At 65.8% G+C, this 24876-nt stretch carries 19 protein-coding genes and 1 riboswitch; of the genes, 10 read left to right on the top strand and 9 right to left on the bottom strand.

Going from position 1 to position 24876, the window contains the following annotated elements:
* Positions 1-28: 28 nt before the first annotated feature.
* Positions 29-2053 carry a pyrroloquinoline quinone-dependent dehydrogenase gene (locus ACQR13_RS00595; RefSeq protein ID WP_315753110.1) on the top strand — a complete coding sequence of 675 codons (2025 nt, stop codon included), beginning with the start codon at positions 29-31 and terminating at the stop codon, positions 2051-2053.
* 15 nt (positions 2054-2068) lie between these two features.
* Here ACQR13_RS00595 and ACQR13_RS00590 read toward each other — a convergent pair whose 3' ends face one another.
* Together ACQR13_RS00590 and ACQR13_RS00585 are read right to left on the bottom strand one after the other, a co-directional pair.
* Positions 2069-2320: a PilZ domain-containing protein gene (locus ACQR13_RS00590; protein ID WP_315716061.1), complete on the bottom strand. Its 252-nt coding sequence runs from the start codon at positions 2318-2320 to the stop codon at positions 2069-2071.
* Positions 2321-2464: 144 nt separating this feature from the next.
* Positions 2465-2923: a PaaI family thioesterase gene (locus ACQR13_RS00585; RefSeq protein ID WP_409977944.1), complete on the bottom strand. Its 459-nt coding sequence runs from the start codon at positions 2921-2923 to the stop codon at positions 2465-2467.
* A 260-nt stretch (positions 2924-3183) separates the two neighbouring features.
* Between ACQR13_RS00585 and ACQR13_RS00580 the strand changes: the two genes are divergently transcribed.
* Positions 3184-3480: a hypothetical protein gene (locus ACQR13_RS00580; RefSeq protein ID WP_315716062.1), complete on the top strand. Its 297-nt coding sequence runs from the start codon at positions 3184-3186 to the stop codon at positions 3478-3480.
* A 120-nt stretch (positions 3481-3600) separates the two neighbouring features.
* Entirely contained in the window at positions 3601-3846 is a 246-nt protein-coding gene (locus ACQR13_RS00575) for a hypothetical protein (protein WP_315716063.1), read from the top strand.
* 339 nt (positions 3847-4185) lie between these two features.
* Here ACQR13_RS00575 and ACQR13_RS00570 read toward each other — a convergent pair whose 3' ends face one another.
* Together ACQR13_RS00570 and ACQR13_RS00565 are read right to left on the bottom strand one after the other, a co-directional pair.
* Positions 4186-4425 (bottom strand): DUF6894 family protein, encoded by a 240-nt coding sequence (locus ACQR13_RS00570; protein WP_012045383.1) that lies wholly within the window; start codon positions 4423-4425, stop codon positions 4186-4188.
* Positions 4426-5686: 1261 nt separating this feature from the next.
* A complete protein-coding gene (locus tag ACQR13_RS00565; RefSeq protein ID WP_315753150.1) occupies positions 5687-5980 on the bottom strand; it encodes a hypothetical protein in 294 nt (97 codons plus the stop codon).
* A gap of 582 nt (positions 5981-6562) precedes the next feature.
* Here ACQR13_RS00565 and recA point away from each other — a divergent pair.
* Positions 6563-7657 carry a recombinase RecA gene (gene recA / locus ACQR13_RS00560; RefSeq protein ID WP_315716064.1) on the top strand — a complete coding sequence of 365 codons (1095 nt, stop codon included), beginning with the start codon at positions 6563-6565 and terminating at the stop codon, positions 7655-7657.
* Between the two features lie 296 nt (positions 7658-7953).
* Complete coding sequence (locus tag ACQR13_RS00555; RefSeq protein ID WP_434842011.1) at positions 7954-9033, top strand: DUF1835 domain-containing protein; 1080 nt, start codon at positions 7954-7956, stop codon at positions 9031-9033.
* On the opposite strand, the gene gcvP is transcribed toward ACQR13_RS00555, so the two are convergent.
* From gcvP to gcvT, 3 genes are all read right to left on the bottom strand, one after another.
* Positions 9012-11885, bottom strand: a complete 2874-nt coding sequence (gene gcvP, locus ACQR13_RS00550; protein WP_315716066.1) for an aminomethyl-transferring glycine dehydrogenase — start codon at positions 11883-11885, stop codon at positions 9012-9014. The two genes, ACQR13_RS00555 and gcvP, sit on opposite strands and share 22 nt — an antisense overlap.
* A gap of 154 nt (positions 11886-12039) precedes the next feature.
* Entirely contained in the window at positions 12040-12405 is a 366-nt protein-coding gene (gcvH, locus tag ACQR13_RS00545) for a glycine cleavage system protein GcvH (RefSeq protein ID WP_315716067.1), read from the bottom strand.
* A gap of 9 nt (positions 12406-12414) precedes the next feature.
* Positions 12415-13563: a glycine cleavage system aminomethyltransferase GcvT gene (gene gcvT / locus ACQR13_RS00540; RefSeq protein WP_315753107.1), complete on the bottom strand. Its 1149-nt coding sequence runs from the start codon at positions 13561-13563 to the stop codon at positions 12415-12417.
* A 145-nt stretch (positions 13564-13708) separates the two neighbouring features.
* Positions 13709-13819: riboswitch (glycine riboswitch) on the bottom strand.
* A 181-nt stretch (positions 13820-14000) separates the two neighbouring features.
* Here gcvT and alaS point away from each other — a divergent pair.
* The 5 genes from alaS (at position 14001) to ACQR13_RS00515 (ending at position 22352) form a co-directional block, all read left to right on the top strand.
* Positions 14001-16712: an alanine--tRNA ligase gene (alaS, locus tag ACQR13_RS00535; protein ID WP_434842036.1), complete on the top strand. Its 2712-nt coding sequence runs from the start codon at positions 14001-14003 to the stop codon at positions 16710-16712.
* A 2-nt stretch (positions 16713-16714) separates the two neighbouring features.
* Positions 16715-17944, top strand: coding sequence for a cyclic nucleotide-gated ion channel (locus tag ACQR13_RS00530; protein WP_434842012.1), 1230 nt, complete (start codon positions 16715-16717; stop codon positions 17942-17944).
* Positions 17945-18465: 521 nt separating this feature from the next.
* On the top strand, positions 18466-18597 hold the full coding sequence (locus tag ACQR13_RS00525; RefSeq protein ID WP_316171163.1) for a hypothetical protein: 132 nt from the start codon (positions 18466-18468) through the stop codon (positions 18595-18597).
* A 1009-nt stretch (positions 18598-19606) separates the two neighbouring features.
* Positions 19607-20956, top strand: coding sequence for a carbohydrate porin (locus ACQR13_RS00520; RefSeq protein WP_315828237.1), 1350 nt, complete (start codon positions 19607-19609; stop codon positions 20954-20956).
* A 196-nt stretch (positions 20957-21152) separates the two neighbouring features.
* Complete coding sequence (locus tag ACQR13_RS00515) at positions 21153-22352, top strand: adenylate/guanylate cyclase domain-containing protein (protein WP_434862496.1); 1200 nt, start codon at positions 21153-21155, stop codon at positions 22350-22352.
* Positions 22353-22762: 410 nt separating this feature from the next.
* On the opposite strand, the gene ACQR13_RS00510 is transcribed toward ACQR13_RS00515, so the two are convergent.
* Together ACQR13_RS00510 and ACQR13_RS00505 are read right to left on the bottom strand one after the other, a co-directional pair.
* On the bottom strand, positions 22763-23080 hold the full coding sequence (locus tag ACQR13_RS00510) for a DUF3303 domain-containing protein (RefSeq protein WP_315828238.1): 318 nt from the start codon (positions 23078-23080) through the stop codon (positions 22763-22765).
* Between the two features lie 90 nt (positions 23081-23170).
* Positions 23171-24835, bottom strand: coding sequence for a caspase family protein (locus ACQR13_RS00505; RefSeq protein WP_315753101.1), 1665 nt, complete (start codon positions 24833-24835; stop codon positions 23171-23173).
* Positions 24836-24876: the final 41 nt, after the last annotated feature.

Here is a 24876-nt window from a genome sequence, read left to right as displayed (position 1 = left end):
CGGATGCAGTCTGCGGGAGGGAAGGGTCATGTCATTGCGTCGAGCAGGTGTTTGCGCGGTCCTCGTCGGGAGCCAGTTGACGGTCGTGCCGGCCCTTGGCTGGCAGCACTGGGGCGGCGATGCCGGTGGAACGCGGTTCTCGCCGCTGGCGCAGATCACGCCTTCCAATGTCGATCGGCTGGTGCCTGCCTGGGACTATCACACCGGGGATCTGCAGAGCCGGCCGCCCGCGGCAGCCTTGCGGACCAAGTTCGAGGCGACGCCGATCCTGGTCGAGGACAGCCTGGTGTTCTGCACGCCGTTCAATGAGGTGGTCGCGCTCGATCCCGGCACCGGCGTGCAGCGCTGGCGTTTCGATCCCAAGGTCGGTGACGGGCGGCGCCCGGCCAATCGCTATGCCTGCCGCGGCGTTGCCCATTGGGTGGACGAGCGGGCGCCGGCCGGCGCGGCATGCCGCAGCAGGCTGTTCATGGGCACGGTCGATGCTCGCCTGATCGCCCTCGACGCGCAAACGGGACAGCCCTGCGCCGGCTTTGGATCGGACGGCGAAGCGCGGATCGACATTTCCAAGGATCTGCTATGGCCGGGCGAGTTCCAGATCACCTCGGCGCCGGTGGTGGGCGGGGGTGTCGTGGTGGTCGGCTCATCGATCGGCGACAATGTGCGGGTCGATGCGCCCAAAGGCACGGTCCGCGGTTTCGATGCGCGCACCGGCGCGCTGCGTTGGAGTTTCGATCCGTTGATCCATGACGGCATCGCGGCGGGACATGCGAACGTCTGGGCGCCGATGTCGGTCGACGAGACGCGCGGCCTCGTCTTCCTTCCGACCTCGTCGCCCAGTCCGGATTTCTTCGGCGGTGCGCGTCCGGGTGACAACCGGCATGCCGATTCCGTGGTCGCTTTGCGGATTGAAAGCGGCGAACTGGCCTGGTCGTTTCAGACCACGCACCACGACGTCTGGGATTACGATCTGCCGGCGCAGCCGACGTTGGCCCGAATCGATGCCGGGCAGGGGGCGCGTGACGTCGTCATACAGCCGACCAAGCAGGGCTTCGTGTTCGTGCTCGACCGCGACACCGGCGCGCCGGTCTGGCCGGTGGAGGAGCGCGCAGTGCCGCAAGGCGCCGCCGAGGGTGAGGTTCTATCACCGACGCAGCCATTCCCGACCCATGTGCCGCCGCTGCTCGATCAGCGCTTCGCAGCGGATGATATTTTCAGGGCCGTGCCGGGCGTCCTGGATTCCTCCTGCGACGATCAGCTCGCGCCATTGCGCAATGAGGGTTTGTACACGCCGCCCACGATCCAGGGCACGTTGCTGTTTCCGATGACCGGCGGCGGCGTGAACTGGGGCGGGGCGGCGTTCGATCCCGTCCATCAGATCCTCTACGCCAATGTCAGCCGTGCCATCCACATCGTCCGGCTGATCCCGCGTGCGGAAGCTGACGGGATGACGCCGCCGCGTGGTGTCGATGTCGGGCTGCAGCGCGGGTCGCCGTTCGCGGTGATGCGGGTGGTCGCCATGTCCAAGCTCGGCCTGTTGTGCAACCGGCCGCCATGGGGCGAAATGGTCGCGGTCGATCTCAAGGCCGGCAAGATCCTGTGGCGCTCGACCGTCGGCACCACCGAGGATCGCGCACCGCTCGGGCTGGCGTTCAAATGGGGCACGCCGCTCGTCAACGGCGTCGTGGTCACAGCCGGCGGCCTCGTCTTCACCGGCGCAATGGACGCCTATCTGCGCGCCTTTGATGCTGTCTCAGGTCAGGAGCTCTGGCAGGGCCGGTTGCCCGCGCCGGGCGTCGCCAATCCGATGACCTATGAATGGAAGGGCGAGCAATTCGTGGTGACCGCAGCCGGCGGCCATTCGGAGGCGGGAACGTCGCTCGGCGACAGCGTCGTGGCGTTTCGGCTGGCGCGCGATGGCGAAGGGCCCTCGCTGTGGTCACGGACGATTGATCGTCCGGGCGGACGGTTCGCTGCCGGCTCCCTGCTCGCGGCCGGGGTGCTGGCCGGCCTGTTGGTGGCGTTGTGGCGAGGGCGCCTGCGGTGGGTCTAGCCCGCCGCGCCGCTATCAGTCGAATGCCACGCCGATCCGCTTGTCGTGGCTCCAGACTGCGTGGCAGCGCCGCGTGAATTTGTCGGCCGGGATCACCAGCGTGAAGGCTTCGGGCAGACCGACCGGACTGACCACCTCGACCCTGGCGCCGGTGTCGGACATGTTGCGGACCATGCAATCGACCGCGCCGCCGCCGTCGAATGCCAGCCTGCCCTGCTTCAGCACCCGATGCCTCGGTGCAATGCGCTTGTCACTCGTCTCGCTCATGGCCTGTATTCCGGTGCCGGACGGCGTCACCTTTCGCGTCAAAAGCACCTAAAATAAATCAGGCTCGCGTTTCGATCAGATGAATCCGGCGTGCGAAGCCCGGGCCCTCGCCTTCACGTTTCGTTAACCCGGCCAGGCCGCGGATCAGAGCATCGCGAAGGCGCTCGACACCATGGCCACTGGCTTGCCATCGCCGGCGCTGGTCAGTGTGACCCGGCCGAAGCTCATGGTGCGGCCCATCCGCACCACGCGCGCATCGGCCATCACGTCGGCGGAGGCAATGGCGCGCATGAAATGCGTGGTCTGGTCGACAGTGGTCATCGGCCGGTAGCCGCCGCTGGCGGTGACCATCCCGATCACCATCGCGGTATCGGCAAAAGCCATCAGCGCCTGGCCGCAGACGACGCCATTGTCGCGGCAGAGCCGCGGCGAAAACGGCATGCGCAGGATGGCGCCGGCTTCGCCCTGCGGAGACGGCGCGATGTCCTCGACGATCAAGCCAAGATCCTTGATCCAGGGCGCGAACACGTCATCGAGGATGCGCCTCGCGTCGTCGGTGGTGAAGTTCAGGGTCTCGTTCGGCACGCGCGGAGGTCCTTCCATGATCGTGTCATCGACGTGTCTTGGCATCGACTTGCCTCGCCGCGATCGGCGGAGCCGCCGGAATGTTGCCGCAGAGCGGCGGCTTGAAAAGGCCGGAGTTGGAAAACTATGATGATGGCCCGCCGTGGAACAGACGGCAGGTGCGCGCAGACGATGCGGCCGTGAACATCCCGACCTGCGCTCCACCGTTCCGGCACAGTGCCGCGGGCTTGGCGCATGGCGAAGCGATGGTATAAGGCGCCTATACCGGGGAGTAACCAATGAAGAAGCTGATCGTGACGATGGCGGTCGCCGTGCTGGCCGGCTGGGCGGTTCCCGCAATGGCGCAGATGCCCAACATCAACCTTCTCGCCGACGGTCCCTCCAAGTCGCCCGAGGAGAAAGAGGCCGAAGCGGCGCGGGAGCAGGCCTACAGGGACACCATGCGCAAGATTCCTGACGCCAAGACGAGCACCGATCCCTGGGGCAACGTCCGGGCGGCGGAGCAGCCCAAGGCGGCGCCTGCCATGAAGACCACCGCGGCCAAGAAGCCGAAGGCTGTCGGCAGCACCAACTGAGATTTATCGCGCTCGGGTCGGGCGGGCTCTGACCCTCCCGGGCCCGCTTGCCGATTGCGGACTCGGATTCTTCGCGGCCCCGTCTATATTGATGGTGTGGCAGCGCGTTGGAGTTCGTCGATGGGGATGCGCCCCCGGGACATTGCCAGCCGGATGGCGGCCCGGCGCCAGAAGGGCGCCCCGCAGGCTCGCGACGGCTACGTTCGCGACACGTTCACGCTGCCGCGCGAGCAAGCGCGCGCCAAGGCCCGCGACTATCTGACCCGCTATCCCAAGGCCGGCTACATGAGCGCCGTCGAAAGCTGGCGCGAGCTTCCCGATGGGGCCATCGAGTTCACGATGCGGCGGCTTCCCAGCGCCGATTGAACGATTGCGGCGAGCGCCTCATTCCTTTTCGCCGAGAAGCTTGCGTGTATCGCGATTGATGAAATGAAGCCGCGTGCAGGCCTTGCAGACCACGGTTTCATAGGAGCACGTGGGATCGCCTGGCTTCGGCTCTTCCAGCCAATGCTGCACGTTCATCCCCGTTCGCGGACATTTGAAGATCAGATTACCCATACAAATTTAAATGTCTGCCAAGATGCAGACAGGCATTTTGATCTCGATCAAGTTCGGCTGCCGAAATGACGCGCAGCAACCTCGCTGTCAACAATCTTAGATTGTGTCTTTTTACCTGCGGCGATCCACAAGAGGTGTGGCGAGCCGTCAGGCCTGATCCAGCGACTCGGCGACGATCCGGATGCGGAAGACCGGCTGCCTTGCCTCGTCGAGCAGCTCCATCTGCCATTCGGAGTTTTCGGCGAGCTTGCGCGAGATGCTGCTGGCCATGTCGGCACAGACGGTGGTCATCTCTTTCCAGGCTGCGTTGCGGTCGGCGCACTCGGTCCCATACTCGGACGCGCCTGAGAAGTGGCCGTTGCGGATACGAAAGAAATAGAGCGGCATTGCCAAAACCGGTGAGCCCTGACCGCCCCAGGCCGCTGGGTTTGATGTACGCACCACAAATGGAAGCGCAAAACCCACTCGGATCAATTCCGGTAAAATACGGTCGGTCGCGCTGTTCGCTTCCGTTAGGCTGATTGCCATGGGTGATGTGCGGCGCAACCGGACGAATTGCGCGCCAACGAATGAGCCTCGGACCGCTGCGGTCCGAGGCTCGGCGTCAACGTCGTAGCTTCCCAGCGAGGGCAGTTCGGCAGTGACATAATTAAACTAGTGCGAAATCTGTAGGCATGCCTTGCGTCAGATCAAGGTTGCAATCTCGATCAACCGCCGTGGGACGCGCACCTAGCTATGGTCGAAGATCCGTTCCGGCACGACTGTCAGTCGGTAGGCGATCTGCGTCGCGCCGTCGACCATCTCCAAGAGTTCATCGCAGGCCGGACAACGCCTCTCTCCCGCCGCGTCTTGCTGCGAGTGAAGCTCGATCCTTTGAAGGCCGGCCCTGCAGGACGGGCACGTCACGTCATTTGTTGTCATCGCCAATATGAAGCGCAACGCACGCGATCCGTTCCCCGACATCACGACAATGACGGAGGGAGATGCATCCCGAGCGGAGCTATCAACGTCGAAAGCCCCGGACGTCGTCCGGGGCTTTCTTTCGGCGCGGATGGTTTCAGGGCCGTGCGCCTACGTGTGACGGAGCCTGCAAGTGCGGGAGCTGGCAGGCTGCAAGGGATCGGTCGACGGCACACCAAAGGCGATACACTAGACGATGTGCGGCGACCATCATCGCAACGAACAAACAAATCCGGGGCTGATCAAAAATCTGCTCAGACGTACGACAACCACGATTCTATAACGCAACCCAAAGTTTATGACAATGGTTTGTGGCCTGAAGATGTCGTGAGCGCCGGCGCGCGTGATGCGGATCACGCGGGTTTTGTCCGGGCCATTCCTCGGGCCGGCATGAGGAGCTGCGCGAATGGCGCGCTAACGCATCCTTGGGCAGGGTCCGACACGGGGGCGTCCGAGGTTCGTCGCTTCATCTGTCGTCCGTCATATGGTGGCCGTCGAGTGCTTGCACGCCACGTGATGCGGAACCTGATGGCCGGCCGCCCCTTGCGCACGGCTGCGCGTCTGCATCGAAATCGTGCGCCTGCACGCACGACGAGCCGAACAAAAGCAGAAGAGGCGATGGAACTTCGTTCCTCTCAGGAGAACCACGGAATGTGCGATCTACGCACGCGTGTAGGAGTTGGTAGTTTCAAGGAAAAGACCTGACGAGCACGATCGGTCCAACGATTGCGGCGTTGAAGTCGACGAGGTCTTCGCTGGGAATCCAGTACTCGCGATGCTTGCGGCCGCCGGCCTCGCGCACCTCGTAGGTGTCGATGAAGCCTCGCAGGATCGCAAAGCGCAGCACGTGGCCGGCTCCGCTCGCCGGCACGTTCCAGTCCCGTGCGATCTTCACGGCATAGTCCTCGGTCAGCACCGGGTAGAAGATCGGCTGCTCCGGAAGGCGCGGCGGAAACGCACGCATGCCCGACGCCTCGATCAAGGCAAGCTCCTTTGGGCCGACAGGGCGCCACAGCGTGAGGGTCTGTTCGTTGTTGGATCCGGTCATGCTGGTTCCGAAAATTGGAAGCAGTCTGCGAGGCTCACAGAGAAGGACCAGCAGGATGATGGGACACGGCCGAGACGACAATAACAATTTATAGTTGGGTCGGCGTCTGCCGCTGGTGCGGGCGATGAGGTTGGAGCGCTCGGACAGTTTGGTTTTAATCCGCGTGATCGCCGGTCGGCGGCTGCGCCGCTCGCGCGCATGGCTTCCGCCTCCAGCCGGATCGGGATCCCTTCGCAGTCGCCGTCATCCAGCATCCCGCATGCCGTACTTCGCTTCCGGGCGCGCTGATCGGGCAGCGCTCCCTCGCTGGTGCTCGGTGCACTGCGCGCCGGCCCTCGGCCTTCGAGCGGCAGGCGTGTCTCCCGCGGGTTGTCAGGGGTTTGTGAAAGAGAGGTGTGAATGTCGAGAAGAACATATTGCGAACAAAGAACGGATGGAGTACATTCGCCTCAAGATTGCTGGCCGACCTCGTTAACCGTTTGTCCATCCCGCGAATCCCCGCCATAAGGAGCGCCAATGTCCGCCACCGCCCTGCGTATCGTCGAAGGTTCCTCCATGGATAAGAGTAAGGCGCTCTCCGCTGCGCTGTCCCAGATCGAGCGTCAGTTCGGCAAGGGCTCGGTGATGAAGCTGGGCAAGAACGACCGTTCGATGGATGTCGATACGGTGTCCAGCGGCTCGCTCGGGCTGGACATCGCGCTCGGCATCGGCGGTCTGCCGAAGGGCCGCATCGTCGAGATCTACGGGCCGGAATCCTCGGGCAAGACCACGCTGGCGCTGCACACGGTGGCGGAAGCGCAGAAGAAGGGCGGCATCTGCGCCTTCATCGATGCCGAGCATGCGCTCGATCCGGTGTATGCGCGCAAGCTCGGCGTGAACATCGACGAGCTTCTGATCTCGCAGCCGGATACGGGTGAGCAGGCGCTGGAGATCTGCGACACCCTGGTGCGTTCCGGTGCGGTCGACGTGCTGGTGGTCGACTCCGTGGCGGCGCTGGTGCCGAAGGCCGAACTCGAAGGCGAGATGGGCGAGTCGCTGCCGGGCCTGCAGGCCCGCCTGATGAGCCAGGCTCTGCGCAAGCTGACGGCCTCGATCAACAAGTCCAACACGATGGTGATCTTCATCAACCAGATCCGCATGAAGATCGGTGTGATGTACGGCTCGCCGGAGACCACCACCGGCGGCAATGCGCTGAAGTTCTATGCTTCGGTCCGCCTCGACATCCGCCGCATCGGCGCGATCAAGGAGCGCGACGAGGTGATCGGCAATTCCACCCGTGTGAAGGTGGTGAAGAACAAGCTGGCGCCGCCGTTCAAGCAGGTCGAGTTCGACATCATGTATGGCGAGGGCGTCTCCAAGATGGGCGAGATCCTCGATCTCGGCGTCAAGGCCGGCATCGTCGAGAAGTCCGGCGCCTGGTTCTCCTACGATAGCCAGCGTCTCGGGCAGGGACGTGAGAATTCGAAATCGTTCCTCAAGGCCAATCCGGACATGACCGCCAAGATCGAAGCCGCGATCCGCCAGAACTCCGGCCTGATCGCCGAGCAGATCCTGGCCGGCAACGCCGAGCGCGACGCCGACGCCGACGGCGAGGAGCCGACGGAGGAGTAGAGGTAAGACGGCGGCGGGTGCCGTGGACGTTGCGTTGCCGACGTTCCGGCGCCCGTTTGCAGATGTGTGGTGTTCTGCCGAAATCTGGGGTTGCTGCATGATCGAATGCAGTGAGCCTGAATTCCGAGCGCCGGATACGATCTTCAGCGCGAATAGTCGAAAGCGCGTGCGCGGGCGAGCGGACCGGATCCGCGCGGCGGCACCGACATTTCCGACGCCAGTCCTGGGCGCCGGGAGCCGATCGCGAGCGTGTTGATAGCGTCTTGAGCCAATCAGGTCGTGCCGGAGCCAACAGCATGACGCGTTTGATTCTAGCGGCCGATGATCCCAGCGCCGGAGCGCTTCGGAGAGGCGGCTTTGCCGACCTGGTGGTGCCAATTCTCCATCGTTTCGTATGGGGACCGTTGCCATCAGATGCCGAGTTATCGGCTTATCTCGTCCAGCGCACCGCGCGACCGAAGCGCGGGCATTGGTTGGATTTCGCCTCGCGTGGCGACTTCATGGCGGTCGGCGGGCGGAGTCAGAGTTTTCTCGAACTTGTCGACCGTTGCGATAGCGTCGAGCTGTGGATGGGGACCCGTCCGAACGACCAGTTGGTGCTGATCTGGCTCTTGGACTATCTGCGCCATCACGCGGAGATCGCGACGAAGATCGTATTGCGGCATGTCGATGTCCCGCTATCCGATGCCCCGGCCGGGCGACTCGCCGGTCGGGCCATTGCCGGCGTAGAGCTTGCGCGTGAGCATCTCGATTTGGGCCATCTGGCATGGCAGGTGTTTCGGGCGCCCACGCCGCAAGCCTGGTTCGATCTGTTGAAGCAGGATCTCAGTGCACTGCCGCAGCTTCGCCGCTGCGTGCAGGAGATGCTCGATGAGCTTCCTGGTGTTGCGACGGGCCTGGGAGCATCGGAGCTGAGAATCCTCGAATTGCTGTCAGCCGGCTATCAGCACCCATTCGACCTGTTGCCGCATCATCGGGATCGCTTTCAACGCCGCGTCTATGACTATTGGGAGGGAGGCGCGTTGCTCGACGGTCTGGCACTGGCGCCGGCGCCGGCAATTTCGGGCCTCGCCGAACGGCCGTTCTCGGTCGAGATGCACGACAGCCGTGAACGCCTCGAGCGCTACAAGGCGAGCACGCTGTCGCTGACGCCGCTCGGCAAGGCGATCCTGGCCGGCGAGGAGGATTTCAGCAGCCATAATCCGATCCGGCGCTGGTGGGGCGGCACCGAATTGATCAACGCCAATCTCTGGCGTTGGCATGCGGTGCTCATCGCTCCGGATCCCGACACGCCTCACGTCATTGATTGTCGCGAGCCGTGGCGCCCGATCCACTGGAACATGCGTGAGGAGGCTTACTCCGCCGCCTGGGCGTAGTCCGCCACCGGCGGGCATGAGCACACCAGATTGCGGTCGCCGTAGACGTTGTCGACGCGGCCGACCGGACACCAGTACTTGTCGGTGCGCGAGGTGCCCGCGGGGAAGCAGCCCTCGCTGCGCCGGTAGGCCCTGTTCCAATCGTCGTCGGCGATGTCGTGCACCGTGTGCGGCGCGTGGCGCAGCGGCGAGGCCTCGATTCCGAAGCGGCCCTGTTCGACCTCGGCGATCTCCTTCCGGATCGCGATCATGGCGTCGCAGAAGCGGTCGAGCTCCGCCTTGGACTCCGATTCCGTCGGCTCGATCATCAAGGTGCCCGCCACCGGGAAGCTCATGGTCGGCGCGTGGAAGCCGTAGTCGATCAGCCGCTTGGCGATGTCGTCGACGGTGACGCCGCTGCTCTGCTTGAGCGGCCGCGGGTCGATGATGCATTCATGCGCGACGCGGCCGCGCTCGTTGCGGTAGAGCACCGGAAAATGCGCATCGAGCCGCGCCGCGACGTAGTTGGCGTTGAGGATCGCAATCTCGGTGGCGCGGGTCAGGCCGTCGCCGCCCATCAGCAGCATGTAGATGTAGGAGATGGTCAGGATCGAGGCCGAGCCGTAGGGGGCGGCCGAGACCGGCCCGATCGGATGCGCGCTCGCGCCGTCGGTCGCAGGGTGACCGGGCAGGAAGGGCGCCAGATGCGCCTTCACGCCGATCGGGCCCATGCCCGGGCCGCCGCCGCCATGCGGAATGCAGAAGGTCTTGTGCAGGTTGAAATGGCTGACATCGGCGCCGTAATCGCCGGGTCTGGCGAGGCCGACCTGCGCATTGAGGTTGGCGCCGTCGAGATAGACCTGTCCGCCGTGGGCATGGACGATGTCGCAGATGTCGCGGATGTGCTCCTCGAACACGCCATGCGTCGAGGGATAGGTGATCATGATGGCGGCGAGCTTGGCGCTATGCGCTTCCGCCTTGGCCTTGAGATCGGCGAGATCGACATTGCCGCCTGCATCGCAGCCGACCACGACCACCTCCATGCCGGCCATGTGCGCGGAGGCCGGGTTGGTGCCGTGGGCGGAGGAAGGAATCAGGCAGATGGTGCGATGGCCCTCGCCGCGGGCGGCGTAGTAGCCGCGGATCGCCAGGAGGCCGGCATATTCGCCCTGCGCGCCCGAGTTCGGCTGCAGCGACACCGCGTCATAGCCGGAGATCCGGCACAACCAGTCGGTCAGATCGGCGAACATCGTATGATAGCCGGCGGCCTGCGCGCGCGGCACGAACGGGTGCAGGCTGGCGAATTCCGGCCACGTCAGTGGAATCATCTCGGTCGTCGCGTTCAGCTTCATCGTGCAGGAGCCGAGCGGAATCATCGCGCGATCGAGCGCGAGGTCGCGGTCCGCGAGCTTGCGCAGATAGCGCAGCATCTCGGTCTCGGAGCGATGCGCGTGGAACACCGGATGGGTCAGGAACGGCCGCTGCCGCTTGAGCTCGGCCGGCAGAGCCTCGCGCGCTTCCGCCTCGATCGTCGTGTAGGAGAGCTCGCCGCCGAAAGCGCGCCAGACGGCTTCGACGACATCGGCCGTCGTGGTCTCATCGAGCGCGATCCGCAGCCTGCTGCCGTCGCGCCCGAGATTGATCCGCTCGCCTTCCGCGCGGGCGATGATCGACTCGGACTTGGCGCCGGCCTCGACGGTGACCGTGTCGAAGAAGGCCTCGCTTTCCGGCGCAAAGCCGAGCTTGCGCAGCCCTGCAGCCAGCACCGCGGTCCGCCGATGCGCGGTGCGGGCGATCGCCTTCAGCCCGTCGGGGCCATGATAGACCGCGTACATCGCGGCAATCACCGCCAGCAGCACCTGCGCCGTGCAGATGTTCGAGGTCGCCTTCTCGCGGCGGATGTGCTGCTCGCGGGTCTGCAGCGCCAGCCGATAGGCGGGAGCCCCGCGTGAATCGACGGAGAGGCCGACGATGCGGCCGGGCAGCGACCGCTTCAGCGCATCGCGCACCGCCATGTAGGCCGCATGCGGTCCGCCATAGCCCATCGGCACGCCGAAGCGCTGCGCCGAGCCGATCGCGATGTCGGCGCCGAGTTCCCCCGGCGAGGCAATCACGGTCACCGCCAGCAGGTCGGCGGCGAGGATCGCGAGCGCGCCCTTGTCATGCAGCTTGGCAATCGCGGCGCGCGGATCGCGCAGCGCGCCCGTCGTGTCCGGATATTGCAGCAGGCCGCCGAACACCTCGGTGCCGTCCAGATCCTCGGCGGGGTCGCCGACGATCAGCTGCCAGCCGAGCGGCTCCGCGCGGGTGCGCAGCACCGCCAGCGTCTGCGGATGCACGTTCCGATCGACGAAGAACGCCTTGGTCTTCGCCCGCGCCGAACGCTCGGCCAGAGCCATCGCTTCCGCCGCCGCCGTGGCCTCGTCGAGCAGCGAGGCGTTGGCGACGTCGAGCCCGGTGAGATCGCAGATCATGGTCTGGAAGTTGAATAGCGCCTCCAGCCGGCCCTGGCTGATCTCCGGCTGATAGGGAGTGTAGGCCGTGTACCAAGCCGGGTTCTCCAGGATGTTGCGCTGGATCACCGCCGGCATGAGCGTGCCGGAATATCCCTGGCCGATCAGCGAGGTGAAGACCTGATTCCGTGCGGCGAGTGCGCGCATGTGTGACAATGCTTCGGGCTCGCTCAGCGCCGGCTCGAGGGTGAGCGGCGCCGTCTGCCGGATCGTGCCGGGTAGCGTCTGCGCCATCAGCTCCGCCACGCTCTTGGCGCCGACGGTCTCCAGCATCGCCGCGACGTCGCGCGGCGAGGGACCGATATGGCGGCGGGCGAAGCTGGTGGCGGCATCATCGAGCGGCTTGAGCGGCGTGGTCATGAGCAAATCCTCTATGCCTCGTCATGCCCCGCGACGGCGGGGCATCCAGTAAACAGCGACGGCGAGATCGGCAGACCGTAGCCCGGGCGAGCGCAGCGACCCGGGACCGCCGGTCCCGCATCGCTCCGCTCATGCGGGCTACGCACCGCGCGTCTCACGCCGTATGCGCCTTGTAGGCGGCCTCATCCATCAGGCCGCCGAGTTCGCCCCGGTCGGCGATCTTGAGCTTGAAGAACCAGGCCTTGCCGCCGGCGTCGGTGTTGACGAGCGCCGGCTCGTCGACGATCGCCTGGTTGACCTCGACCACCTCGCCGGTGATCGGCGCGTAGACGTCGGAGGCGGCCTTGACCGATTCGACCACGGCGGCGGCTTCCGACTTCTTCAGCGCGCGGCCGACCTGCGGCAGCTCCACGAACACGACGTCGCCGAGTTGGGCCTGCGCATAGTCGGTGATGCCAATGGTGGCTGTGTCGCCATCGATGCTGAGCCATTCATGGTCGGAGGTGTAGAGCGTGGTCATGGACGTCCTTCAGCGCTTGTAGGTGTTGGGAACGAAGGGCATGGCGGCGACGCGCAGCGGCAGGCGTTGGCCGCGCACATCGGCGAACAACGGGGTGTCGAGCGCAGAGAGAGTGGTCGGCACGTAACCCATCGCGACCGGAGCATTCAGCGTCGGGCCGAAGCCACCAGAGGTGACCTGGCCGACCGGCTCGGCTGAATCGGCCGACGCGAACAGCGCAGCTCCCTCGCGCACCGGCGCGCGGCCCTCGGGCCTCAAGCCGACGCGGCGGCGTGTCGCACCGCCATCGAACTGGGCAAGGATCTTGTCAGCGCCGGGGAAGCCGCCGGCGCGCGCGCCGCCGCTGCGGCGGACCTTCTGCACCGACCACTCCAGCGCGGCCTCGACCGGGGTCGTCGTCGTGTCGATGTCGTGGCCATAGAGACAGAGCCCAGCCTCGAGCCGCAGGCTGTCGCGGGCGCCCAGCCCGATCGGCAGCACGTCCTTGTCCGACAGCAGCGCTTCGGCGAGCTGCTCGGCCTTGTCGGCGGGAACGGAGATCTCGTAGCCGTCCTCGCCGGTGTAGCCGGAGCGCGAGACGTAGCAGGCGAGCCCGTCGACCGTGCGCGGGCCGGAATCCATGAAACGCATGCCCTCGGCATCAGCGCAGAATTTCGCCAGCACGCTCGTGGCCTTCGGCCCCTGCAACGCCAGGAGTGCCCGGTCGGTCAGCGGCTGCACCTCGCAGACGTCGGACAGCCCGTCGCGCAGCAGCTCGATGTCGGCGTCCTTGCAGGCGGCGTTGACCACCAGCACCAGGTGCTCGCCGAAATTCGCCACCATCAGGTCATCGAGAATGCCGCCCTCGGCATTGGTGAACTGGGCATAGCGCTGCCGGCCCGGGGGAATGCCGATGACGTCCTGAGGCACCAGCCGCTCGAGCGCGGCTGCGGCGTCGGCGACCTTGCCGGATTTCGGCACCAGCGCGACCTGCCCCATGTGGGACACGTCGAACAGCCCGGCCGCGCTGCGGGTATGGAGGTGTTCCTTGAGCACGCCGGGCGCGTACTGCACCGGCATCTCATAGCCCGCGAAGGGCACCATCTTGCCGCCAAGGCTGACATGCAGCGCATGGAGCGGCGTTCGCTTCAAAAAAGGGGGGGCAGCCGGTTCAGCCATCGATCAGGGATCCTCGCGCGGTTCCTCGGGACCAGTCCCGAAAAACGCCACCGAAGCCCCATCTGTCGCTGTGCCTGAGAGTATTATCCCGTCGGCGGACGCGTCCCGGTCAAAACCGGACAAGCGTCTCTTTCCAGATGCAGTTGCAGTCGCGAGGGTCCTTTTGCCTGAGAGTTTCCGGGGCGGTTGCTCCTTCGGCGCCGACCCTTGACGTTCAACCAGAACCTCAAAGGCCAGTCTCTCCCGACGCGACTGTCGTCTATGTCCGGGACCAAACACCAGCCCGCGCAAGCTGTCAACGCGTCACGGCGGCTTTCAACCAGCTTTAGGAGCCGTGCAGCAAGCCCATGATGTTTCTGCACAGTTTCTGGACACGCGAAGTCGCCTTGTCTAAAAGCATTGCCGCCGAATTCCCGGACTTCTTCGATTGGATTGCTATGAGCGGCGTCAACGAGATCAGGTCGACCTTCCTCAATTTCTTCGCTGCGAACGGCCACGAGATCGTGCCGTCCTCGCCGCTCGTGCCGCGCAACGACCCGACCCTGATGTTCACGAACGCCGGCATGGTGCAGTTCAAGAACGTCTTCACCGGCGTCGAGAAGCGGCCCTACAACCGCGCCACGACGTCGCAGAAATGCGTGCGCGCCGGCGGCAAGCACAACGATCTCGACAATGTCGGCTACACCGCCCGGCACCACACCTTCTTCGAGATGCTCGGCAACTTCTCCTTCGGCGACTATTTCAAGGAGAACGCCATCGAGCTCGCCTGGACGCTCGTCACCAAGGAGTTCGGCCTCCCGAAGGACAAGCTGACCGCGACCGTCTACATCGATGACGACGAGGCGTTCGGCCTCTGGAAGAAGATTGCCGGCCTGCCGGAATCGCGCATCATCCGGATCGCCGGCTCGGACAATTTCTGGCAGATGGGCGACACCGGCCCGTGCGGCCCGTGCTCGGAGATCTTCTACGACCACGGCGACAAGATCTGGGGCGGCCCGCCCGGCTCGCCGGAGGCCGATGGCGATCGCTTCATCGAGATCTGGAACCTCGTGTTCATGCAATACGAGCAGCTCGAGGGCGGGGTCCGCAATCCGCTGCCGAAGCCGTCGATCGACACCGGCGCCGGCCTGGAGCGCGTCGCCGCGGTGCTGCAGGGCAAGCACGACAATTACGACATCGACCTGTTCGTCGCCCTGATCCGCGCCATCGCCGACCTCACCAATGCCGACCCGCAGGGCCCGCAGAAGGCGTCGCTCCGGGTCATCGCCGACCATTTGCGCGCCTCGTCGTTCCTGATCTCGGACGGCGTGCTGCCCTCGAACGAGGGGCGCGGGAGCGTGCTGCGCCGGATCATGCGCCGCGCGATGCGCCACGCGCAGTTGCTCGGCGCGCGCGAGCCGTTGATGCACAAGCTGGTCGGCGCGCTGGTGCGCGAGATGGGTCAGGCCTATCCGGAGCTCGGCCGCGCCGAGAGCCTGATCAAGGAGACCTTGCGGCTGGAGGAAACGCGGTTCCGCAAGACCTTGGAGCGCGGCCTTGCCCTTCTCGATGAGCAGTCGGCCAGCTTGAAGAAGGGCGACATGTTCGACGGTGACGTCGCCTTCACATTGTACGACACCTACGGTTTCCCGCTGGACCTGACCCAGGACGCGCTGAAGTCGCGTGGCATCAGCGTCGATCAGGCCTCTTTCCAGGATGCCATGAGCCGGCAGAAGGCGAAGGCGCGCGCCGCCTGGGCCGGCTCCGGCGAGGCTGCGACCGAGAGCGTCTGGTTCGAACTGCGCGAGAAGCTCGGCGCCACCGAGTTCCTCGGCTATGAGACCGAGACCGCCGAAGGCGCGGTCACCGCGCTGGTCAAGAACGGCGCCGAGGTCGACAGCCTCAAGGCCGGCGAGAGCGGCGTCATCGTCCTGAACCAGACCCCGTTCTACGGCGAGTCCGGCGGCCAGGTCGGCGACACCGGCCTCATGACCGGCGACGGCGTCCGCGTGCGCATCACCGACACCCAGAAGAAGGCTGGCGACCTGTTCGCGCACATCGGCACCGTGGAGCAGGGCACGCTCAAGCTCGGCGCGGCGCTGCAGCTCGACGTCGACCACACCAGGCGCTCGGCGATCCGCGCCAACCACTCGGCGACCCACATCCTGCACGAGGCGCTGCGCCAGGTGCTCGGCGACCACATCGCCCAGCGCGGCTCGCTGGTCTCTCCGGACCGCCTGCGCTTCGACTTCGTCCATCCGAAGCCGATCACCCCGGATGAGCTCGCCCGCGTCGAGGACATCGCCAACGACGTCGTGCTCGAGAATGCCGAGGTCACGACCCGCCTGATGGGGCTCGACGATGCCCGCGAGGCCGGCGCCCGCGCGCTGTTCGGCGAGAAATATGGCGACGAGGTCCGCGTCGTCTCGATGGGCAACGCCGCGCGTGATCACGGCAATAACGCCATGGGCTGGTCGGTCGAGCTGTGCGGCGGCACCCATGTCAGGCGCACCGGCGACATCGGCCTGATCGCGGTCACCTCGGAGAGTGCGGTGGCGTCCGGTGTCCGCCGCATCGAGGCGCTGACGGCGCGCGGCGCCCGTGCGCATGCCAACCACAACCTCTCGCTCGCCAAGGCGGCGGCGGCCGAGCTGCGCACCACGGTCGAGGACGTGCCGGCGCGCATCACCGCGCTGATGGAGGAGCGCAAGAAGCTCGAGCGCGAGCTGTCGGACGCGCGCAAGAAGCTCGCGATGGGTGGCGGGGTCAGCGGTGTCATGTCAGCAGGGGAAGCTGCCGATAGCATGGAGGGGCGAGGCCGCACAGGTCCGACTCTGATCGGAGACATCAAGTTTTTCCGGCGCGTGGTCACCGGCATCGAGATGAAGGATCTGAAATCGCTGGCCGACGACGCCAAGAAGCAGCTCGGCTCCGGCGTGGTCGCGCTTGTCGCGACCTCGGAGGACGGCAAGGCCGGGGTCGTGGTCGGCGTCACCGCCGATCTCACTTCGCGTTTCAATGCGGTCGACCTCGTGCGGGCTGCGTCCGAGGCGCTCGGCGGCAAGGGCGGCGGCGGCCGTCCCGACATGGCCCAGGCCGGCGGTCCCGACGGCTCCAAGGCGGAGGCTGCGCTGGCCGCGATCGAGAGCGCGATCAGCAAGGCAGGCTGACCGTGCCGACGCTCGGGCCGGGCGAGAGCGTTCGCGATCCCGATCTGCGCGACCGGCTGTACGAGCTGCTCGAGCACGACCATCTGCCGAGCACGCACGGCTCGCGCGTCGTCCAGTTCATCGTGCTCGTCATCACGCTCGACGTGCTGGCGGTGGTGCTGGCCTCCGACCCGAACATCGCGGCCGCCATTGGCGGATTGCTGCGAGCGATCAAGGTCTGTTCGCTGATCGTGTTTGCCGCGGAGTATGTCGCTCGGCTCTGGAGCGTGGCGGGGCACATGCCGCGGCGCCAGTCGCCGCACCGGGAGCGGCTCGCCTACGCCTTGTCAGCGCTCGGCCTGATCGATCTCCTGTCCTTCGTGCCGGCCGCGATTGCGCTCGTGCTCGGCGACCGCAGCCTGGAAGCGGTGTGCATCGTGCTGCCGTTCCTCAAGCTGGTGCGCTATTCGCCGGCGCTGCGCTCGCTGCTGTCGGCGGTGCAGGCCGAGCGGCGCATCCTGATCGGCTGCCTCGTCATCCTGGCCGGCGCGGTGCTGCTGTTCGCCTCGCTGCTCTATGCGGTCGAGCGCGACGTCCAGCCCGACAAGTTCGGCACCATCCCGCACGCGATGTGGTGGGCGATCGTGACGCTCGGCACCGTCGGCTATGGCGATGTCGTGCCGGTGACGCCGCTCGGCCGCATCATCACGGTGTTCGCGATCATCTGGGGCTTCGCCATGATCGCGCTGCCGGTCGCGATCATCTCCACCGCGTTCGCCGAGGAGATCAAGCGGCGCGACTTCGTCGTCACCTGGGGCATGCTGGCGCGGGTGCCGCTGTTCTCGCATCTTTCGGCGTCCGAAATCGCCGACATCATGCGGCTGCTGCGCGCGCGCACGATCGAATCCGGCGAGGTGCTGGTGCGGCGCGGCGATGCCGCCTCCTCGATGTATTTCATCACTGCCGGCGAGGTCGAGATCGAGCTGCCGACGCAATGCGTCAAGCTCGCCGACGGCACGTTCTTCGGCGAGATCGCGCTGCTGCACCGGACCAAGCGCTCGGGCACCGTGACGGCGACGCGCAAGACCCGGCTGCTGGTGCTCGACGCGCAGGATTTCCATGCGCTGATCGCGCGGATGCCGGCGCTCGCCGCGCATGTCCGGACCATCGCCAAGGCGCGCATGGCCGATTCCGGCGACCTCGCCCTTGCCGAGCTGTCGCAGGCCGAGCACGACGACCAGACGGACGAGTAGGGGCTGCGCGCGGATTCCGTACGTCGTTGGCGACGGCAGGCGCGCGTCTCATTCCATCTTCCAACGAGTCAAACAGCCGGGCGCGCGCGCACCATCCCGCGGCGCGATTGCACCCAGGAGATGCGGAAGACGTCCGCCCTCGAGAGTGATGAGGGCGCAGGGAATGCCGGGTGAGGGCCTCACCCATGGCCCGCCTGCGGAAAAAAATGCAGGCGGCAGGTACCACAGGCAAAGCCGGTTCATCCGGCATTCCCTGCGCGGCGGTTTTAACGCTTATACGCGATCTCCTCGGTGCACCGGGCTTGTTGGCCACCGTGCGCGACGACGCGCTTCTCGCTCGCCGCCGCGGGGACACCAGCTTCGGGGTGTCAGGACCACGCGACTTCACGTCCGCGAGCGCATCAATCGTCCGCGCATGAAGCGCGCTGATGCCCTCACGTCCACCGCATTGCCGGCCCAACGTTTCGTGACGACGCGTACGCCCCTCATCCGGACCGGAACGTGGAGAGAATAGACATGATTTGCTGATTTTCGGAAGTGATTTATTTTTGCGCGAAGCCCTTGAAACGGGCGATGGCGTTGAAGCTGCTGATGAAATGCGCCGTTCCGGCGAAGGCCGATTTGGGGTGGCCGAGACCAATTTCGTTGCATGAACGGCCGGGACGCTGCTCGTCGGGCAAATCAACGACGACAGGTCACGACCGAATTTGGCCCGATCGCTCCGACTCGCCCGGCGCAGCACGTCACCCGGAGACCAAGGGCGCTTCTGGCCCGTCTCGGGCCTTTCGGTCCGCGGCGGAAGTTTACGCTATCAGGGTGCAACTGGAAGTAAGCTTGCAGTGACGCCACAAGGCAGTTTTTTTCTCCGAAGCTGGCTGACCCTCGGCTGACGCGTAACTGGTGTTTACACACTTAAACCGCATAACTGCCGATGCAATTCTGATGGGCTCGATGTCATGGGGATCGATGCCTTGAGAACGGCAATTGCATTGCTGCTTGTTGCCGCTGCGCTGTTAGTATCAGCACGGGCTGCGAACGACAGACTGCGTCAAGTGGTCTCTAACCTCAAAGCCTGCGTCCGCACGTATGCACCGACGGCCAAAGCCGCTGGGGTTGAGACAACAGACGATGCCGTCAATTTCCTGATCGAGACATGCAGCCCACAGCCTAGTCATCTTGCGCCAGAGAACGTGGGCGCGATCCCTCCTGGTCTGCTTCGGGACGCCGTTCGCGATGAGTGGAATGCCCTCGTTCAAGATGCGCAGCCTCGCTAGGAAGTTGTCTCGGCCCGAGAGCTCTCGAACTCGCAGCTCCTCTCCAATGACGCGCGGAGACATCGTGCTTCCAGGCGAGCCGCTCGTGAGCGTAGCGACATACGGCCGGCTTCACGTGGTCGGATCTGAACAGCAGATATTCCGCAATGCGGCATGTGACGCTGATGTCACAGTTACGGTTATACCGACTCCCAAATATAATATGACTATTCAAAGGCGCCTCGGCGCTTGCTAGGATTGCCATCCAATCTCAGGTTGACGAAATCGCCCCTCGAATGGGCGGCGGCCGGGGATGAGCCGTGGGGAAGCGCGTGCCGGGACGGAGGCTCTGGGCCGGGCGCGACAGAACAACATCCAGAGCCTGGGGACGCTGCGAGGAGCAGGAAAAATGAGTGGGTTTGCGACGACCGCGCGCATGTGCGGCGTAGGGGTTGCTTTGTCTTGTTTGTTGGGTGGCGGTGGTGCGGTCGCGGCCGATCTGCCGATGAAGGCGCCGCCGATTCCCTATGCGGGTGTCGATGATTTCTGGACGCGGCCGTATCTGTTCGGCGATCTCGGCCGGACCAGGCTGAAGGAGCAGGGCATCTCGCTCGCGCTCACGCTCGGCGACGAAGCCGTCACCAATCTGTCGGGTGGCTCGCGCAACACCGCGGCCAATGCCGGGCAATTGTGGTTCGAGGCCAAGTTCGACATGGCCAAGCTCGCCGGCATCCAGGGCGGCATGATCGGCGTGACGCTGGTCGATCGCTTCGGCAAGAATCTCAACAGCGAGGCCGGCATTCCGGCGCTGCAGCTGACCAACGAGGTGTTCGGCCGCGGCAACATCCTGCGCCTCACCGAGTTCTACTATCAGCAGAAGCTGTTCGACGACCGCCTCGTGCTCAAGGGCGGCCGGCTGCCGGTCGGCTCCGACTTCTTCTTCGGCCAGTGCGAGTTCATCAACCTGACCTTCTGCGGCGGCCAGCCGGGCAACATCCAGGGCGGCTACATCTACAACTGGCCGGTGAGCCAGTGGGCCGGCGTCGTGCACTACAACTTCACCAAGGAATGGAAGCTGTCGGTCGGCGTCTACGACGCCAATCCGAACTATCTGACGACGTCGGACGCGGGCGTCTATCTCGCGCCGGGCATTCCGCGCTCGAATCCGGCCGCAGGCGTCTTGGTGCCGGTCGAGGTGGTGTATGAACCGAGCGGTCCGCTCAACGGCACCTGGCGCGTCGGCGGCTGGTATGACAGCGCCTCGACCATCGACGGCGGTCTGCCCGGCATCACCGGCGTGTATGCCGGCGGCCCCGGCGTCGGCGATCAGAACCTCAGCAGCCAGCGCGGCCGCTACGGCTTCTACGAATCGATCCTGCAGCGGTTGACGGTCGAGGGTCCCAAGGCGCAGGGCTGGTACACCTTCCTCAACACCAGCGTCGCCGATCACCGCACCGCGTATCAGGACTACCAGATCTCCTGGGGCGTCAAGCACACCGGCACCTTCTCGTTCCGTCCCGACGACGAGGTCGGCTTCGCGGTCGGCACCACGCATGTCAACTCGGCGGCGCTGACGCCGAATGCGGGCGGCAACGAGGTGCCGATCGAGGCCTGGTATGGCTGGCAGGCGACCGGCTGGATGAACCTGAAGTTCGACGCCCAGTATGTCATCAATCCGGGCGGGCGGGGCTTCAATGGCGCCGGTGTCAAAACCGGCAATGCGGTGGTTCTCGGCCTGCGGACGGTGGTGCACTTCTGATCCTGTGATGTGAGCCGATGGGGCGGGTGTGCAGCATCCGCCCCATCGCGCGAGGCGCGCCCGGCTCACCGAACCGATGAGGAGCCGGCGCATCCTGCCCATCCGGGTGGGCCGCGATGCGATGACGTCGATTGACTCTTTCGCATTGCGGCACGACATCTCCTGGACCGCGACGCCGAGCCGCCAGGAGATCGCCATGACCGCAACAGACGTCCATCTCGCCCCTGGCCAGCGCCTGGGCGACGAGGTCGTGGACTGGCTCACCAACGGCACCCGCGACGAGCGCTTCATCGACAACATCTTCGCGCAGATGTGCATCCGGCTGCAGCGCGCCGGCATTCCGCTCAAGCGCGCCTCGCTGCACGTTCAGATCAACCATCCGCAATGGCTCGGCGCCCGGATGCTGTGGAGCGACGGCATGCAAGGGGCCGAGATCGCCCGCATCGACTACGACGTCCGCGAGCGGTCCGAATTCATCGGCAGCCCCGGCGCCGAAATCTACGGCGGTGCCGAGGAGATTCGCGAAGATCTGGCGCGCGATCCCAGGCTCGGCCGTCAGCATGCGATCTATGACGAGATGCGGGCGCAGGGCCTGACCGACTACGTCGCCTGGCCGATATATCACACGCTCGGCAAGCGGCATTTCGTGACGTTCGCGACCGATCGCCACGGTGGCTTCGACCAGGCCGACATCGACGCGCTGCAGCGGCTGCTGCCGGTGCTGGCGCTGGTGAGCGAGATTCGCATCAAGAACCGCCTGGCGCGGACGTTGCTGGAGACCTATGTCGGGCCGCATGCGGCCGAGATGGTCCTGGCGGGAGCGACGCGGCGCGGCAGCGGCACGACGGTGCGCGCGGCGATCATGATCTGCGACCTCAGAGACTTCACCAGGATCTCCGACAACTGGCCGCGCGACGATGTCATCGATCTGCTCAACGGCTATTTCGACGCGATGGTGGAACCGATCACGCAGCACGGCGGCGAGATCCTGAAGTTCATCGGCGACGGCCTGCTCGCGATCTTTCCGCTCACCGAGCCCGCAGCCTGTGCCAACCTGCTGCATGCCGTGACTGGCGCCAGGCAGGCGATGGCGGAGCTGAACGCACGCAACGCCGAGAGCGGCCGGGCGCCGCTCCGCTACGGCATCGGCATCCATGTCGGTGACGTGATGTACGGCAACATCGGCTCGCAGACACGTCTGGATTTCACGGTGATCGGACCCGCGGTCAACATGGCCTCGCGCATGGAGGCGCTGACCAAGCAGGTCGGCCGTCCCGTGCTGATGTCGCGTGCGTTTGCCGAGCTCGTCGAGGGCCCGTTCGCGCTGGAGCGCGTCGGCGAATTTCCGGTACGCGGCTTCAGCGACCCGATCGAGCTGTTTTCGTTCGAGGGGTAGCGAATTCGGGCAGGGCCGTGTCGATCGACTGAGCCTAGCCCAGCCGGGCGGGTGCCAGAAAACAACATCCGGCGCGAACAAGACGATTGCGATGGCGATGGGCCCTCCGGCAACCAAGATCATGATGATCGCCCGCGACGACAGTCTTTGGGCATGCGGAAGGAAGGTCAGTGCGCGGATCGCTGCTCCGGTCAAGAAGCCTGCTCTCGCAATCGGCAGCAGCGGAATGGCGAGCAGATCGTTGAGTGTACAGGTGCTGTGACAACGATCCGACGCTGGCGACCACCAATGCCGTATCCCGTCGAACGCAGTCAGCAGCACGACGATCAGCGTCGCCACGAGCAACGCCCGCCACGACGGCATTAGAACAGCGATCGCGTAGGAGACGATGCATGCGGCGAGCACCTGCGTCAGGATGTCGAGCATCGTCCGCCCGCGAGTGGATTCTCATCCAAAAAGGGCGCCACCACCTCGCGCGTCTCCGCGCTGGTCACCACCGGCACGATCTCGAAGGTCATGCCGGTGTCGCGGGCGTTGGCGAGAACCCATTGCTGCAGCAGGCGGGCGTCGTCGCATTCCATCAGCTGGAAGCAGCGGTCGAAGTTCGGCTCGATCCAGCTGCCGAGATATTTGAGCCCTTCGGGAAACGTGATGCCGGGATCGCGCACGCGGCGGTAGACCGGAATCGGATCGCGGTCCTTGAAACGTTCGATCACCATGAACAGCATGCGCGCCTCCGGTTGCCGCCCATTGTGGGCGAGTTCGCGCGCCTGTTCCAGATCGCCCCGGTTGTCTCGTCTCCGGACGCGGCCGTCCGCTCAGCGCCGCCCGGCCATCATCCGGCCGATACAGTTGTTGAACGACATCGTGTTGCCGCCGGCGCCGTTGCGGCCGTATTCCCAATGGCCGGTGGCGGGATTGCAGCGGCCGCCGATCTCGATCGCGCAGCGCTGGCTGATGCTCGTGCAGCGGCCGCCGCCGCTGACGCGCTTCGGCTCCGGCTCGGAGCGCGTCGCCACCGCCGGCTCCTTCTTGCGCGCCGGCTCGTCGCGCCTGAGCGCCTCGTCCGGCTTCTTCGCGACCGGCTCGTCCTTGCGCCTCACGCAGTCGCCGTCGGCATCGCGCGCCTGACCGGCGGGGCAGGCGATCGCGACGCAAGCATCGCCGTCGGCGCGCTGGCCCTTGGGGCAGAGCAGCGGGCAGACACGGGCCGTCTTCGCCTTGACGGCGTCGAGCGCGTCGAGGCTGGCGAGCTTGGTATCGAACCGGGTGCCGGCCTGCTTGTTGAAGCGCTCCAGCGCCCGGCGCGCGTTGAGATCCCAGGTGCCGTCGCTGTCGGAGGTGCTGCAGCCGACGCGCCGCAGTTCGCTGGCAAGCTCGCGTGCCGGGTCCGGCGGCGCGACCTTGTCCGCGGGCGGCGGCAACGCCGCGACCATCGCGGGCTTGGCTGGCTCGGACGCCGCGGGCGGCTTGTCCGCACGTTGCCCTGACGCTTCGGGCGGGCTGCGCGTGACGTCGGTCGTGGCGGGCGCGGCGACGTTGGCTGCCGCCGGCGCGAGCTTGGCGCGCTGCGCCCTGGCGAGCGCGGCGTAGAATCCGCTTGGATATTTCTCGATGAAGGCATCGAACGCCGCCTCGCTGCCGATGCGCTCGGCGAGCTCGTAGTCGCGCCGCATCGCTGCGTCGGAATCGGCCGCCGCGCTCGGAGCTTGCACGACCGGCACCAGCGCCACGTCGTTGCCGCCGAGCGATCCGTAGACATAGGGCTCCTGGCGATAGCCGGTCGCCTTCAGCACGTCGTCGCGGACGAAGCCGAACGCGCGGCGCAGATCGAGGCCGGGCTTTGGCAGATGCGCCACCAGCGCCGTTGCGAACGGGCTGTTGCTGGCGTCGCCGTCGGCGGCGGTCGACCCGGCCTTGGCCGAGAATGCGATCATCGTGTTCGGGCTCGACGGCTCGACCTTGGCGAGGCCGCGTCCGATGCTGCGCGAGGCGACGCTGCGCTTCATCGTCTTGGCGAACGGATTGTCGCGGCAGGCGTCGAGCACGACGAGGCGCAACTGCTTGGCCGGCTCGATCGCGAACAGCACGCGCTCCAGCGCGATCGCCTCGTCGAGAACGTCGCTGTCCGCCTCCAGCGCGGCATCGGTCGGGATCAGATAGTTGGTGCCGTCGAGCTCGATGCCGTGGCCGGCGTAGTAGATCACCGCGACCTCGGCCTCGCGCGCCCGCGCCCCGAACTCGCGCAAGGCCCGGCGCATCTCCTGCACGCCGAGATCGAGCCTGACGTCGACGCGCTCGAAGCCGGCGTTGCGGAACATGTCGCCGACGAGCTTCGCATCGTTGGCCGGGTTCGATAGCCTGGCGACAGTCTTGTAGGCGGAGTTGCCGATGATCAGCGCGACGCGCTTGTCCGCCAGCGCGGCGGTGCTGCCTGAACTGATGAGAACGAGAACAAGCAACAGGTAACGCAATGCCGTCATGACAGCCCCGGAGTCGGTCGTGCGTCAGACTATCCGGCAAT

Source organism: Bradyrhizobium sp. HKCCYLRH3059 (assembly GCF_051168035.1).
Lineage (GTDB): Bacteria > Pseudomonadota > Alphaproteobacteria > Rhizobiales > Xanthobacteraceae > Bradyrhizobium.
This window is presented reverse-complemented; position numbering and strand designations above follow the sequence as displayed.